The 15043-nt window shown below is 37.5% G+C and carries 10 protein-coding genes; 1 reads left to right on the top strand and 9 read right to left on the bottom strand.

All coding sequences use genetic code 11. The annotated features are described in order from the left end of the window. Positions 1-107: 107 nt before the first annotated feature. The 7 genes from J1899_RS02350 to J1899_RS02320 form a co-directional block, all read right to left on the bottom strand. Positions 108-1289 carry a hypothetical protein gene (locus J1899_RS02350; RefSeq protein WP_214477284.1) on the bottom strand — a complete coding sequence of 394 codons (1182 nt, stop codon included), beginning with the start codon at positions 1287-1289 and terminating at the stop codon, positions 108-110. After that, positions 1289-3937 (bottom strand): lantibiotic dehydratase, encoded by a 2649-nt coding sequence (locus J1899_RS02345; protein ID WP_214477282.1) that lies wholly within the window; start codon positions 3935-3937, stop codon positions 1289-1291. Before J1899_RS02345 ends, J1899_RS02350 begins: the two co-directional genes overlap by 1 nt. Positions 3938-3995: 58 nt before the next feature. Then, positions 3996-4739 (bottom strand): ABC transporter permease, encoded by a 744-nt coding sequence (locus J1899_RS02340; protein ID WP_214477280.1) that lies wholly within the window; start codon positions 4737-4739, stop codon positions 3996-3998. 14 nt (positions 4740-4753) lie between these two features. Next, positions 4754-5434, bottom strand: coding sequence for an ABC transporter ATP-binding protein (locus J1899_RS02335; RefSeq protein ID WP_246586654.1), 681 nt, complete (start codon positions 5432-5434; stop codon positions 4754-4756). A 486-nt stretch (positions 5435-5920) separates the two neighbouring features. Next, positions 5921-7369 (bottom strand): glycoside hydrolase family 30 protein, encoded by a 1449-nt coding sequence (locus J1899_RS02330; protein WP_214477276.1) that lies wholly within the window; start codon positions 7367-7369, stop codon positions 5921-5923. 91 nt (positions 7370-7460) lie between these two features. Beyond that, positions 7461-10109: a beta-glucosidase H gene (locus J1899_RS02325; RefSeq protein WP_214477273.1), complete on the bottom strand. Its 2649-nt coding sequence runs from the start codon at positions 10107-10109 to the stop codon at positions 7461-7463. A 642-nt stretch (positions 10110-10751) separates the two neighbouring features. Next, a complete protein-coding gene (locus J1899_RS02320; protein WP_214477271.1) occupies positions 10752-11663 on the bottom strand; it encodes a LysR family transcriptional regulator in 912 nt (303 codons plus the stop codon). Between the two features lie 196 nt (positions 11664-11859). Here J1899_RS02320 and J1899_RS02315 point away from each other — a divergent pair, with 196 nt between their 5' ends. Then, complete coding sequence (locus J1899_RS02315; protein ID WP_214477269.1) at positions 11860-12645, top strand: sulfite exporter TauE/SafE family protein; 786 nt, start codon at positions 11860-11862, stop codon at positions 12643-12645. 59 nt (positions 12646-12704) lie between these two features. Here the strand turns inward: J1899_RS02315 and J1899_RS02310 are convergent, their stop codons facing one another. Together J1899_RS02310 and garR are read right to left on the bottom strand one after the other, a co-directional pair. Next, positions 12705-14135 (bottom strand): four-carbon acid sugar kinase family protein, encoded by a 1431-nt coding sequence (locus tag J1899_RS02310; RefSeq protein WP_214477267.1) that lies wholly within the window; start codon positions 14133-14135, stop codon positions 12705-12707. A gap of 2 nt (positions 14136-14137) precedes the next feature. Continuing rightward, a complete protein-coding gene (gene garR, locus J1899_RS02305; RefSeq protein WP_214477265.1) occupies positions 14138-15037 on the bottom strand; it encodes a 2-hydroxy-3-oxopropionate reductase in 900 nt (299 codons plus the stop codon). Between the last annotated feature and the right edge of the window lie 6 nt (positions 15038-15043).

Raw genomic sequence — 15043 nt, 5'->3', positions numbered from 1 at the left:
GCATCACTTATCTGAAATCGTTTGTTTTTTGTCTTAATGTCTATTTTGTCACTATGGCTTGTTAACCAAATATCCCCCTTAATAAGCTGAGTCATAGTCTCTCGTCCCTACCCTTCCCCACTTCCGATATTTTGGTAAATATCATCACCTTCGTATGAATCGCCTCTAAGTTTCTTTAAGTCCTGCCATGAGAAATCGTAATGATCTTGTGCATTCTCACTTATAAGCTTACAGAGCTTATTTTTTTGCAATGGTGATATATTAAAAAACGGAAACACTTGATACAAAAAGTTAACGAGCAGCCGATATGTTAAGAAACCTTTTGACTTAGAGAAAGATCTAAATGCATCATCTTTAACAAATTCATCATGAAATTGACTTATCTCCTTAGAAGTATTTAAAAATGAGGCGATATCATGATATTCCTCTAATTTCACCTTATTAGAATCTAAGGCAATTTTAATACTTTCTTTCAGTTTAATCACCATTTCCTTCCATCTGTTCAAAACATGGAAATCTGCAAGATTATCATCGGGTAATCCCGCCTCAACATTTTTTACAAAAGAGGAAAACTCTTCCGTAATAAACTGATCCATTATGGCTGACCGATCATTTATCTTTTGTAAAATAGCGTCTTTTTTAAATGCATCCACATTCTGCAGCTGAGCTAAGAATCCTTCATAGTGTGACTTAAAGGATAAATATCCGTACTTTGTTCCTTTATATGTTTCATCTCCAAATGAAATCTCGTATTGATCTGCAGCAATGATCATAAACTTGAAACACAGTAATTCTCTCTGTTCATCATTAAGGTTTGCTAGTTCGCTGTAGTTTAAAATAAAAAATGCTGTTTTCATTATTTCAATTTGTTTGTATAGATCAAGGTCGTATACAGAATGAATATGAGATAAATCACTTGTACCTTGTTCAATTGAATGATTTTTTATGAGCGGCAGATAATCTCCAGTGTAGCGCTCTGCTAAAGCAAGACGTTCTGAAATCTGCTCATATTTCCCGTATTGCTCATCTGTGTATGTATCTTCATAGCTTGATAACTTTTTTCTTATTAATTCTTCTATTCTGCCATTCACTCGTTCTGGATATTCCTCACTTGGAACCTGATAATAAAGCTGAAAGTGCGGTCCTTGAACCCAGCTTTTTAACAGGATGCATTGACGGAACAGGTGATTTTCATTATGAAGTATTTCTAATAGCTCATAAAAAAACTTCCTTAAATTGGGCGATTCATAAATATAAATTTTAAATAGCTGAAATTCTTTTTCTTTCATCAATTAACTCCTTTTGATGTATATTCAACTAAATATTCTTCAACAAATTCAGTCTCTGTGCCTTTAAAATCGGGCAATATTTCCGTTAACAGAAAATAGGATGACCCTTCAATTTCCTTTTTAAATAAATTCCATAACAGCGGACTAGTAAAATCAATATATTGAGGTTTTTCAAATGCTCCATCGGCATTTTCTTCGTTCTCACCTGATTCATCAGCTTGTCCGCTCTTTTTGCGCAGAAATACTCTATGCGGAATTTGATAACGGTCAATAAATTCAATAAAATCGAGATAGTTTGCCATATCATCATCAGAGTGGTTTGTTATTGCATTTGTATTTACAAGCCAGCTTTTTCTGCTTAAAACCATGCTTTTTTCGAGTGTAATTCTCGGAAAAGCCTTAACTGTAAAACTTCCATCTGTATTTAGCAGAAACTCATCCAGCAGGATGGATCCAATATCCCTAAATAAAACTCCATTTGCAGAAAAAGCATGCAGCATCGCACTAATAGACGGAATGAGCCTAGTCATTAATGAACCTAAAAATAGAATATTGACTTGCTGTCCTTTTGCAAAAACATCCGCTTTCTTTGTTTTATGGTTGTATTGAATCTCAAGGTCTTTCCAGCTGAAAATGCCTGCAAAGCCTTCTCCGTCAGAAATCCTGCTATTTGGCACATCAATGCTATATTCAGTAACTTTAGGTCTAACATTTGCATTGAAGCCATAAGATTTATAAATGTCGATTATATTCCTGGCATGAACATTCTTTTTGATATATTGAGATACTTGAGGAGAATCTGCAATTCCCTCCATGTTATGAAAGAATCTTAAAAAGTACGAAAGATAACCGCCATACATATTATTAATGACCATTTGTCCTTTTTTGCATTCTTCCTGGATAAAAAAGCTATTGGACTGTACATAGTCACTTAAATCTGCAGAGATGCCTTCTATTAATTCTTGAACATATCGATTCGTAATATTAATAACTTCCAGATTCTCTTCTATTGCCTGCTTTTTTAAATATTGAATAAAACGATTTTTTGCATGATCCAGCTCATTGATTTCTTCAATGTCAGAACCAGGAACAGTCTCTGTGAATTGGCTGCCCCATATTTCTCCGGCATGCTCTAATATGGCATTTAGCAATTCCTCAATGACATCCTCCTGCTCATTGCTTTTGAGAGAAACCCGCATATCACCATATTTTTCAAATACACTTCTGCCTAATATATATTGCAGTCTTAAGACAGCATCAAATATGATAGTAAAATGCTGAAATGTTACTAATTGGTGATCCCGCTCTGCCCATTCTTCCTGATTTAAGTACTGTTTTTCCTCAGATAAAAAGTCCTGATAAATCAGTAATTTTTCATCTAGCGGAGGCATTTGCAATTCTGCTGAAATGTCTTTAAATAACTGATTTATTTTCTGGTAGCTGATGTAGCTTTGTTTTACATCTAACTGATCAAACGCCTCTAACTCATTTTTCATTTGAGATAGCGCCTGATACACTTTAAACACTGTTTCATCTTCACCTTTGACCTCTAACTCATCGATCTGTTTTAGAAAGTCAGCTAAAACGTGATTGCTTTGTTCCTTTAGCATTCTTTGTGGCTGTATAAAATCATTACTTACAAGTTTTGTTATATATTGCAGAGCTTGCTGTTTATTAATCCCTAACTCAGCAAAGACACTTTCCAGCTCTCCATATGAAACTATTTCCTGATTTTTTAATCTTTCATGAATAGAACCCATTAAAGAATTATATTTAATCTTAATTAAGGTATCTGCTGTTCGATATATTTTCTTCCTTTTTTGCGGATAATCAGCCAATGTGGTCCAATAAAAATGATTCTCCAATACCGTTAAGGTTTCATTAAAGCGAAATGATAGTTTCTTTATGACACTTGGCCTTAAGAGCACTCTTTCAAATACCCGCAGCATATACGTTATATTTAAATTGGTTACCGTATACTGCCGCCCTTCTGTAATCTCTTTAGATATGGGTAAACGATCACTAAACTCACCTAAGCCAACTTTTGTAAGGGTACTAAAAGGGCTGGTTTTCAGAGTGGCTCGAGTTAATAGTTTTAAAAGGGTATAATCCAGTTTTCTTTGTTTAACGCCATGTTCTTCAACCGGCAGATCAAAGTAGCTCCTTGCCTTTTCCATGATTGTCGGCTGAATAAATTTAAGTGTGTTCATTAATGTAGACTCTTTGGAAAATGCCCCATAAAGAGCAGAGCGCTCCGCATGTTTCTTGTCTTCGAAATACTCTCTTATTTCTTCAAGTAAAGAATGGCAGAGCTGATATTCTTGCTGTATCGCATCTGCTTGTTCAAATAAGCTGGTTTGCAAAAGAATTTCTTTGTTTTTCTGAATGTTATTAACAAAACGAGGTCTTAAATTGTAGATATCTCTCTTTAAATTAATTAGCTTTTTACGCTCTTGATTATCGTGAACTTCCTTTATTACAACTTCAATATTTTTAATAAAGTGATCAATATAACCTTTTAATTTATTCTGAGATTCCTGGTGGATTTGAATCTTGCGGTGTAGTCCTGGGGAGCTAAACTTCTGTATATAATGAATCGGAATATTATTTTTTCTAACTAAAAACACTGGCAGTTTGTCAAACCTCATTTGTTCAACTCCATTAATGGAAGGATGAATCAAATCAACAGACTCTTTTCTAATCGTTTTAGTCATACTTGAAGAATTTGACAGACAGTAATGCGAATAAAGCTGTCGTTACCATAATATAGATTAAGTGAATCTCTTCCCAAATATCTCCGCCATTCCATGAGATTTGAAGCACTTTTACAGCATGTGTTGTTGGCAGAATATTTGCGATGCTTTGCATAAAATCAGGCATTAGCTCGACAGGATAAGTAACGCCGCCTAAGAAGATGATCACAAAGTATACAGCCATTGACAGAGTTTGGCTCGTTTTTGGGTCTGTTGTCAGGTTCCCGATAAATACGCCAATAAAATAGCACATCATAAAGGATAAGACGAGAATTAATCCAAAACTTAAAAGGTTTTTGCCTTCAAGTGTGAGTGAGTATCTAGTTGCCGCAACAGCAATTAGTACAATTAATGTAAATAAAGCACAAAGGAATTGTACAAAAAAATTGGCGGTAATGAATTGTATGCTTTTCACGGAGGCTAATCGCAATCTTCTAAAAAAGTAAATACTTCTCATATAAGAAAAACCAATTCCAACATTCCCTATTGCCAGAACAACAATACTCAGGAACGCAAACATGGGAAACGTAAAATCTATAGCAGCAACTTCCATTCCATAAAGTTCTAATGTATTATTGCTGATTTCTGTTTGCATAACTAAGAAAAAGATAGGAGCAATTACTCCGAACCCTAATATAATCCATGTTCTTAATAGCTTCTTTACTTCTAGTTCAAACAAGGCATTTACTGTATTCATATTTTCCTCCTGTCTTATACACTTTTCACGAAATATTCTTGTAAATTACTATAGCTGTTCCCGACAAGCTCATTTGGCGTAGATGTACTCTCAACAATCCCGTCGCGCATCAGCACAACCTTATTGCATAATTCCTCTACTTCGTCCATATAGTGACTGACCATAATAATTGTTTTCCCTTGGCTGTTAAGCATTTTTAAATACTTCCTCATTTCATGTCTGCTAATTGCATCTAATGAGGTTGTCAGCTCATCTAAAATTAAAAGCTCTGGGTCATTGATTAGACTTAAAAGAATATTTAATTTTTGCTTTTGCCCTCCCGACAATGTTTTAATATATTGCTTTTTCACTTCTGATAAATCAAACTTTTCCAGCAGCTGATCTACTTGCTCTTTTTCAACTTTATGTATTTTTCTCCATAACTCACACATGTCCTGAACCTTTAAACGGTCATCAAAGTCTCCACTTTGTGTTTGCACACCAATTTTATTGTATAGCTGACCTTCGTGAAAGCTATAAGATATTGTCCCGCTGTCTTGCTTAAGAAGTTTGCAAATAATATTAACTAGAGTCGTTTTGCCAGCTCCATTCTTGCCAATAATAGCGAGGAAGTCACCCTTCTCAACTTGAAAAGAAACACCCCTAAGAACCTCTTTTTTACCAAATCGTTTTTTTATATCTTGAATTTCTAACATCAAAATGAATTTCGCCTCCCTTATTTTTTCAATTTTTCAATATTTCTTACATTTTTGACTTTTCCATTACCAATATAACAGTATGACTTAATGGTATTAATAGGCCAAATTAACCATTTTCTAGTAATTAGTAATTGATTAAGAGTACAGTTTATAAGTATTTATATATTAAATTATGATTGAAATTTACAGCTAATTAGGGGCGTGATAGAAATTCTGTATTTCTATCACACTAAATTTTCCTCAAAGAAAAGTTATGGATTTGAATGTATTTCAAATGTTAAAAATTCATTACATTGTTAAAGAAATTTAAAGGTGTGGCGAGCACAGATAATATCTAAGGATAAAGAAAGACCTCTTAACAGCCTTAAAGACTGACAAAAGGTCTTTATAACTTCCTGTTAAAAATATAAATAAATTATTCTGAAAAGATCGATTTACTATCAGTCATATTACTATACCTAAATAATAGTTGAATAATCCTATTTAATAATCCCATTTAAAAGTAACAGCACTATTTGGCTGCAATGTGTAAGAAAAAAACTCACCATTAAGGTTTACTTGAAATGATTGCTCTTCTTTTCCAGAATGGACCATGATCAATATAATAGAATCGTCAGGATTCTTAAAAGCCACTGATTCAAGGTCTCCTTTGTAGCTTGTCGACCCGATCCTTACTGCACCTGGCTCTACAAACTTACTTGCATGTCCAATTGCATAATACTCGACATTTTTGCTTACCTCGCCGCTGTTCTGATCGATGGTTACAATACCTCTGCAATTGGTGCAGCCACCATTGGCCGGTCCGCCATTCCCATCAAGCGCTGTATTCCACAGCATCACTGTACTTGCCCAATTTCGAGTTCCGCCAATCAGCAGATTCCTCATATACCAGCTTAAGTTACTTCCAAAATCTGCACTCCATTCCCCTCCGCTGCATTCCGTCAGGTAAATGTTTTTGTCTGGGTAGGCAGCATGAACATCGGACATGCTAGAAGGATTCCCTTCATAACAGTGAAAAGCTGTTCCATCTGTAAATTTTCTTGTTTCCTCATCATGTAATAATGAACTTACATAATCCAGCCCTTCACTCCAATTGTGATCAAACCCAATAATTTTCGTCGAAATATTATTCTTTAAAAATGCTGGACCAAGATATTCCCTTATAAACATCGCATGTTCTTCAGCGCTCATGCTCATGCTCGGATATGAATCTGAAGTAAATTCAGGTTCATTTTGAATGCTTATAGCCTCAATCGGAATTCCTTTATCCTGATAGGCTTCAATATATTTCACAAAATAATCGGCATAAGATTGATAAACTTTCTTATTTTCGTAATCTAAATACCAGCCATTTAAAGTTTTCTCAGTCTTCATCCAAGCAGGAGCTGTCCATGGAGTGCCAAATATCTTTATCTGTTCATTCTTAAACACTATATCCTGCAATAGGGTTATAACATCTTTATCTTTCTCTATTGTAAAGTGATCTAAATTATAGTCATGCTCTGTTTCTATATCATTATAAGTAAAACTTGCCGGGCTGCCGTCTTGATCAACAGAGAAATCAGAAGCTCCAATTGTATGGCGGATAAAACTCATATGGATGCCTTCTTCAGTAAATAAGTCTTTAAGCAGGGACTCCTTCTGATCAGAACTCAATTTATTGTTCATTAGGTAGGCTGCGGATCCTGTAATTGCAGCTCCAAATCCCTCCATTGTTTGAAACTTTACATTTGGATCCACTTGAATGATAGGGAGATCTCGAGCAAGCTCCCCTTTCAAAGAGATTGGTTCTTGATAGGTTAATAGATTTTTCTGGTCGGCTGTTGTTAACCATAAGTCAACCGTTCGATCTTGAGAAGGATTCATGAAGATAAAAGCTGCTCCTATAATCGCGATTATGCCTGCTAATAAAAACGACTTATTCCAATACATATGATCCCCTCCTTAAAGCTGCAATTCATTCAATTGACTCCTAATTGAAAAAACCAGAGTGCATACGCACCCCAGCTTTCACTTAATGAACTTATCGAATTTGAACACTGCCAACTAATCGAATATCTTCAGAAGAGCTTCCTACATAAATAGGCACCTTTCCAGATGGCATAACCCATTGATCAGATTTTTCATCCCAATATGAGAATACTTTTGCATCAAGTGTTATTTTCACTCTTTGCTGCTTACCTGGTTTTAGTTCAACTTTCTTAAATCCTGCTAGCTGTTTGGCAGGTGTATCTATATTCGCTGGTAATTTCCCTGCATAAACCTGAACAACTTCTGAACCAGTTACGTCTCCTGTATTGCGGACATTCAGGTCAACCGTAATTTCAGTATCTTTGTTTTTGCCTTTTTTCTTTGCCTTAGCCTTTACGTTTTTATAGTCAAACGTTGTATAGGATAGACCATGACCAAAGGCAAAAGCAGGTTCGATTCCTTCTTTTTCATAGCCTTTATAGCCTGTGAATACTCCCTCAGTGTACTCAGAAACCCCTTCTACTCCAGGGAATTGGATTTCATCAGAAACTGGTGTACTTTGTTCATCAACAGGGAATGTGATCGGAAGCTTCCCTGATGGATTAGCTTCGCCAAATAACACATTAGCGATTGCATTCCCTTGTTCTTGTCCGGCAAACCAAGCTTGAACAATGGCCGGCACTTCATCCTGCCAGTCCATTTGAACAGCTCTTCCGCTCATTTGTACAACGATTGTATTCGGATTTGCTTCCGAAACTTTTTCAATCAGCTGTGCTTGGTTATTTGGCAAATCAAGACTATTGTTATCTACATAACCTTCACTATCGTACGTATGTGTAACGACAACCGCAACATCTGAATCTTTTGCCACTTTAACCGCTTCTTGAATTTTAGTATCGACTGCATCTTTTGGCGGTTCCCAGCCAAAGCGGATCATCGCGCCAAAATCTTGTGCGTCCCCAGCTTCACCTGTGCTGTATTCAATGCGTACTTGATGCTTTTCGCCTTTTTTCAGTGACACTGTTTTCTTATCTGTAACTAGTTTTTTACTTTCGTTATCAATTAAAAGCTTACCATCGAGATATAGTTTTCCTGTGCCTAGGCTGGACAGGGAAAGTACATACTCTCCAGTCGCCGGTGCAGCAATATCGCCAGTCCAGCGCGCTGACATCTCACGATTAAACTCACCAGGTGTTTTTGGAAGTTTAGGTGATTGTGCATTAAGCCCGTCATAATTGTAGAAACCTAAATTAAAATTCACTTGATTGTCTGTGCGTGTTAGATATGGTTCACCTTCAAGATGAAGATTTGTCCAATATTCACCTTTTAAACCTGATTCTTTCCCATTTCCTCCAGGACTTAATAGAGATGATGGAACTGCTGAAGGGCCAGGTAAAATATCTCCTGCACTAATTGGGTCACTGCCTGGAGCATACGTTACTTTTGTATCTTCGCCTACATAGTTTTTAATTCCTTCCAGCGGGCTAACTGTATAGGTTGGAATAACTAATGAGCTTCCGCCGCCTGCCGCTGAAGCATTATCTGCGTCTGGCCCGATAACAGCAATGGAATCTAATGCATCTTTGTCTAATGGCAATGCATTCTTTTCATTTTTCATAAGAACCATACTTTGTTCAGCGATTTCCCGTGCAATCTCTCCATGCTCTTCAGCTGGAATTAGATTGTTTTGAACTGGCTGATCAAATAATCCCTTGCTAAACATCTCTGTCAGTATGCGGAACACCATGTCATCAATTCGTTCTTCTGACACTTGTCCTTCTTTAACTGACGCAAGCAATTTTTCTTCCCAATGTCCATAAGGAGTACCCGGTGTCTCTAGGTCCAAACCAGCGTTTGCCGATTCAGCAGTCGTATAATTCGCACCATAGTCACTCATAACAAAACCTTCAAAATCAATTTTATCTTTTAGAATATCTGTTAATAAAGTTCCATTTTCACAAGCACTTGTTCCATTTACTTTATTAAAAGAACACATCACTGAGCTTAGATCGGCCTTTTGAATAACATCTGCAAATGGACGGGCATATACTTCCTGAATCGCTCGTTCACTTGCAACCGAGTTGATTGTAAATCGTTCTGTTTCTTGGTTATTAAGCAAAAAATGTTTCGCTGTCGCCATAACAGGATAACTTTGTATTCCATTAACATAAGGTACAGCCAATTTAGATTGAAGCAGCTGATCCTCACCTAGTGATTCAAAGTTACGCTCTCCCCAAGGAAAACGGGCAATATCTAAGCCAGGGCCAAGCACAACATTATGGGTTGTATTATATGCCTCATTCCCTATAAGTTCTCCATATGTTTGTGCTGCTTTTTCATCCCATGATGCCGCTAAAGCAATTGGTGCGGGCAAAGCTGTTGACTTTTTATCCTGAATATCTGGATTGGCAATACGGACACCAGCCGGCCCATCCGCCATCGTTAATGCTGGAATCCCTAAACGATCTAATCCTTCATTATAAAATCCATAAAAATTATTAAGATTTCCTGTCACAAAGCTGACTTTCTCTTCTAATGTCATTTTCTCTAAAAGTAAATGTGCACGTTCTTTCGCTGATAGAGATTTGTTCATCCACGGCTGACTTGTTTCTGCAGCTAAAGCAGAGAATGGTGAAACCAACAAGCTGAAGATTAATGTCAGCAGGATCAGTTTAAATTTCACCTTTGGCTTTTTCTTCATGTTGCCCTCCCTATTTTCTTCATTTTTCTCTTCCGCCTATGTTTTATGTAGCGATGGCTTAAATTAAGTTCCTATGAAATTCTTAATCTGAAACCTCCACAAATTCAGTACGATATCGCTGCCCCCCCCCTTTTCAGTAGTATTTTTACATCCTTCAATCTAACTGCAGCCCCAACCCACGTCAATCCTCTCTCAAAGAGCTGCACTGCTCCATTCCAATTACCTAGAGTTCAGTTAGTTATTGAGTTAACAAACGCTTACACTTAGGTGTAATCGGCTTATTATTTATGAAAATTCATTCAAATTACCCCTGTATCCTTTGAATCTCCTTACATACCCGGACTTTTGTTTGAAGGAATGATAAATTTGTTTTTTATTTGTAATGATGTTTATATAAATGGCATACCTGATAGGGATATCTACATGTTATTGAAAAACGTTAGAAATATAAAATTAGATATTATTTGAATAATAGTAAAGTAGTGGGAGAATTAAATATTTATTAATAAGTATTAAATTGTAGAGGTTTGGAGGAGGAGAAAGAATGATGATGGATTTTGGCAATTCATACAAAAATAGAGGCTGTCCGATCAGCTGTTTCAACTGATAGACCGCCTCTTATAGAAAGCTAATGGACTCTCGTCATTTCGGAAAATCCGAACTTTTTTTAATAAAGTCAACAAAAGGATCCAATCCCGCTTGGCTGAAACGTGTCTTTTTCCTTACTACATATAAATCTCGTTTAAGGTGAAAATCTTTAATCTTCACTTCTCTCAATAAGCTGTATTTTAGTTCTTTTGCAATCGTTAATTTCGGCAATATGCTGATCCCGAGCCCTGCTTCTACGGAACTTTTAATCGCTTGCAAACTGCCTAATTCAATTGAGGCTTGGATATTGACTAAAACTCCCCGTTCATGAAGATACTGCTCCACTAAACCCCTAGTTCCTGATATTGCTTCCCGCCAAATCATTTTTTCCTCGGTTAACTCTTCTAAATTGATTTCAGTTCGATCTTTCCAGCGATGGTCGTACGAGGTGACTAACACTAAATCATCTTCTGAAAACTTTTCAGTCAGCAGTTCCTGATCTTCTTTATCCTTTTCCAACATGCCTTCCACTAAGGCCACATCAATCTCATTCATTTTAAGCTTCGCTAAAATATCAGGTGTGTTGCTCAACGCCAAATGAAACTTGATATTCTCATGACTGTTCAAATATCGCTTCAGCAATTCAGGGAGGATATACTCTCCTATTGTTAAGCTGGCGCCCACATTAAGCTTAATATCCTGCTCCTCCAGCAAGTATTGGATGGCATCCTTCGATTTCTGATAATGTAAGACCATTTCTTTTGCGTACGGATATAATACCTTTCCAGCTTCAGTAAGAATCAACTTATTTTCTGATCGATCAAATAAAGCTGCACCGTATACATTTTCAAGCTGGCGGATTTGTTTCGTCACAGCAGGCTGTGAGACATAACCCTTTTTAGCAGCTTGTGTGATACTTCCTTCTTCCACTACTGCGCAGAACATTTTTAGATTATCAATGTTCAATTCTGATCCTCCCAAACGATTCCATTTATTGTTTTATTATATCATCTGTATCCCACTTTACTGGGCAGTTAGCTTATGTATAACTTCTCGTTATACCTCATTCTATAATGGAATTTTTTAAAGTAAAGGATGTCTGCTATCCTATATATACATAAACGTTATCCTGACATAAGAAAAAACTAGGGGCTGAAAGATTATGTTTATTTTATATTTTGCTATTGGTTTTATTGCTACAGTATTTGGTGCTGTTGCTGGACTCGGGGGCGGAGTGATTATCAAGCCTGTGCTTGACCTATTCGGTGACTTTGACCTGCCAACGATAGGTGTATTATCAGCCGCTACCGTATTATCAATGGCTGCTGTGTCATTGATTAAACTGAGAAATAAGGAAGTAAAAATTGATAAAGGAACAAGTTCGATCCTCGCTGCAGGATCGATTTTAGGCGGACTTGCAGGTAAAGCCGTTTTTAACGTTATCGCTATCTCTCTGAACGTTCCAACTATCACTGCAATCATCCAATCCACTTTATTAGCTATATTACTAACGCTGATTCTTATTTATTTTAAAAAGAAGCACAGCTTGAAATCCTATCTGCTGAAAAATGGGATTATCATTTTTCTTGTTGGCGGTGCTCTTGGCTTTCTTTCAGCCTTTCTGGGAATTGGCGGAGGACCATTAAATGTGGCAATCTTATGCCTTCTATTCTCAATGAGCACAAAGAATGCCGGAGTTAATTCTATCTTTATCATTTTCTTTTCACAGCTGTCAGCTTTATTGCTAATTGCTTTTTCAGGCGGCTTTGGAGACTACGATCTATCCATGCTTTATGTAATGATTCCAGGCGGTATATTAGGCGGCTGGATCGGATCCAACATTGTCACCAAAATCACAAATAGCCAGGTAGAAAAAATATTTAATATCGCCATTCTTATTATTATATTGATTAACTTGTATAATATCGTGAAGGTTGCATTTTTGTAGGATGAAAAAAAGAGAGGCTTCTCAATTGAGACGCCTCTCTTTCATTTATCTTATATTCATTACTTTCCTTCTAATACTTCAACAGCTTCTTTTAATGTATCTTTTGTTCCCACATTCCCTGGGAAAACGATATAAGCAACACCTGGGAATTTACTTTCTGCGCCTGTTTTCCATACAGGAATCCCCTTTTTAATTTGGCCGGCAACTTCCGCTCGTTTCACAGATAGTCCAACCGTGCCAATGCTGGATGACGTAATTCCGCCTTTTGCAACGATGTAATTCGGACGGACTTCTAGGTCACGAACAATACTTGTGACCGCATCGGATATTTTAACAGAAAGCTGCAGTTCTTCTTCTTTCTTGTTTTCGCCCAAATCAAGTCGTTCTCTGCGTGTGTAATACACAACGGATTTTCCCTGTTTAATTAGATCTTCACATGTTGTACGAACCCGTTTAATTTCTGCTTCAAACTTTTCTGGTTCAAGGACAAGATGTACATCAAATTCAACTGGTGTTACTAGTCCGCTTGCCAATAGTTCGTTCAGCTGCTCTGTTGTCTTTTGTACATGTGATCCTACTGCAATTAAACCGCCATGATTTGTTTCTTCTGTGATTAGCTCATCTCTCGATAATAATGGCTTATCTGATACCCCGCCTATAACTTTTGTGAGAGCAGCAGCACTTCGGCATAAGAATGTTTTTCCTTCTTTTAATGCTTGTAATAACGCAGTGACAAACACTTCAGCATCCACATAGTCAACAGCATTCACAACAATCTTTTGGAAGTTTGCCGCACTCATTAATTGCTGTTTTACAGCATCACTATTGCCTGAGCGAAGATCATCAAGGCTAATGTAGATAGTGTTTTCTTTTGTAAACGCACCTTCTGTTTTCTCTTCAATCCACTCACCTAAATGCGAAGACTGAAAGCCGAATGTCCGGTCTTTAGCAAACTCTGTTTCTCCAGCCGGAACAAGATCATCTCCGTACTGAACATAATGGATGTTATTGATGGTTAAACGGCCGCCTTCTTTGAAAAAAGGCATGATAATTTCCCCATCAAATATAGTGCTTGATTGCTGCTCAATCGTTGTTTTCAGCGTTTCTGTTTCTAATGGATAGTGTCCGCGTAACGTTGAATCGCCACGGCTAATCAGGATATAAGGAATCCCTTCTTCTGCGGAAACTTCCTGAACGCGCTGTGCAATCTCCTCGTGGGCGATCTTCGTTTCCTTCGATGTGAATCCACGGGAATTAGTCAGAAGGAAAAACATACGATTTTCTTCTCGAAAGCCTTTTACAATGCTTTCTTTCGTCCAATCTGTATAAACTGAGATTCCATGCACTGTTTGCACGCCTGTTGGATCATCGTCCAATACAACAACTTTGTGCTTGAAATTCGTTTGTTCAGCTTCTAAGCGTGCCTGGATGTCAGTTCGATTAAGTTCTTTAAGATTCGATAGTAATGCTGAAGCCTTTACTGTGTCCATTGTTATTTCACCTCTTTAGAAACTTCGATGTTCGCAAGCTTTTCATAATGCTGAACAATGCTTGAATGGTCTAGTGCTTCTTTGCCATCCGCTTTTAAACTATGGAAAATTTCAAGCAGCTGGCTGGAAAGAGGGAGCGGAACAGCCAGTTCATGAGCTGTATTCATTACATTTGTTAAGTCTTTCATGTTGATATCCACACGGCCGCCCGCTTTAAAATTACGTTCTAAAATCATTGGAATTTTTGCATCCATAACCGTACTTCCAGCAAGTCCTCCGCGGATTGCCTGGTACATCTTTTCAAGATCAATTCCCGCTTTTGCTGCTAAAATCAGCGCTTCGGACACGGCTGCAATATTTAAGTTTACGATAATTTGATTCGCCAGCTTCGCAGTTGTTCCGCAGCCTGAATCTCCTACACGTACGATATCTGTACCCATTGCAAGAAGTACATTTTTCACAGATTCAAAGGCTTCTTCGTCTCCGCCAACCATAATGGACAGTGTTCCATCAATTGCTTTTGGTTCTCCGCCACTCACTGGCGCATCAAGGAACCGTGCTCCACCTTTTGCAGCCATGTCTGCCATTTCCTTTGACTCGACAGGTGAGACAGAGCTCATATCAATGATAATCGCTCCTTCACGTGCGCCTTCCATTACTCCGTTTTCTCCGAATACCGCTTGGCGAACATGTTCTCCTTTTGGAAGCATCGTAATCACAACATCACTTGCCGCTGCTACTTCTTTGCCCGAAGAAGCTGGCTGAGCTCCTTCTGCCGCTAGAGTATCTACCGCTGCTTTGTTTATATCAAAAACCGTTACAGTGTTTCCGTTTTTCAAAAGGTTGCGCACCATAGGCAATCCCATAATTCCTAATCCGATAAATCCAACTTTATTTGCCATTCTAGT

Source organism: Cytobacillus gottheilii, from assembly GCF_018582665.1.
Taxonomy (GTDB): domain Bacteria; phylum Bacillota; class Bacilli; order Bacillales; family Cytobacillaceae; genus Cytobacillus; species Cytobacillus gottheilii.
The sequence above is the reverse complement of the archived record's forward strand: the minus strand, read 5'-3'. Positions and strand labels throughout refer to the sequence as shown.

What these genes read in the sequence shown, in the direction of transcription:
- J1899_RS02350 (WP_214477284.1), bottom strand. Translation starts at nt 1,289, where the DNA reads ATGAAAGAAAAAGAATTTCAGCTATTTAAAATTTATATTTATGAATCG.
- J1899_RS02345 (WP_214477282.1), bottom strand. Translation starts at nt 3,937, where the DNA reads ATGAGGTTTGACAAACTGCCAGTGTTTTTAGTTAGAAAAAATAATATT.
- J1899_RS02340 (WP_214477280.1), bottom strand. Translation starts at nt 4,739, where the DNA reads ATGAATACAGTAAATGCCTTGTTTGAACTAGAAGTAAAGAAGCTATTA.
- J1899_RS02335 (WP_246586654.1), bottom strand. Translation starts at nt 5,434, where the DNA reads ATGTTAGAAATTCAAGATATAAAAAAACGATTTGGTAAAAAAGAGGTT.
- J1899_RS02330 (WP_214477276.1), bottom strand. Translation starts at nt 7,369, where the DNA reads ATGTATTGGAATAAGTCGTTTTTATTAGCAGGCATAATCGCGATTATA.
- J1899_RS02325 (WP_214477273.1), bottom strand. Translation starts at nt 10,109, where the DNA reads ATGAAGAAAAAGCCAAAGGTGAAATTTAAACTGATCCTGCTGACATTA.
- J1899_RS02315 (WP_214477269.1), top strand. Translation starts at nt 11,860, where the DNA reads ATGTTTATTTTATATTTTGCTATTGGTTTTATTGCTACAGTATTTGGT.
- J1899_RS02310 (WP_214477267.1), bottom strand. Translation starts at nt 14,135, where the DNA reads ATGGACACAGTAAAGGCTTCAGCATTACTATCGAATCTTAAAGAACTT.
- garR (WP_214477265.1), bottom strand. Translation starts at nt 15,037, where the DNA reads ATGGCAAATAAAGTTGGATTTATCGGATTAGGAATTATGGGATTGCCT.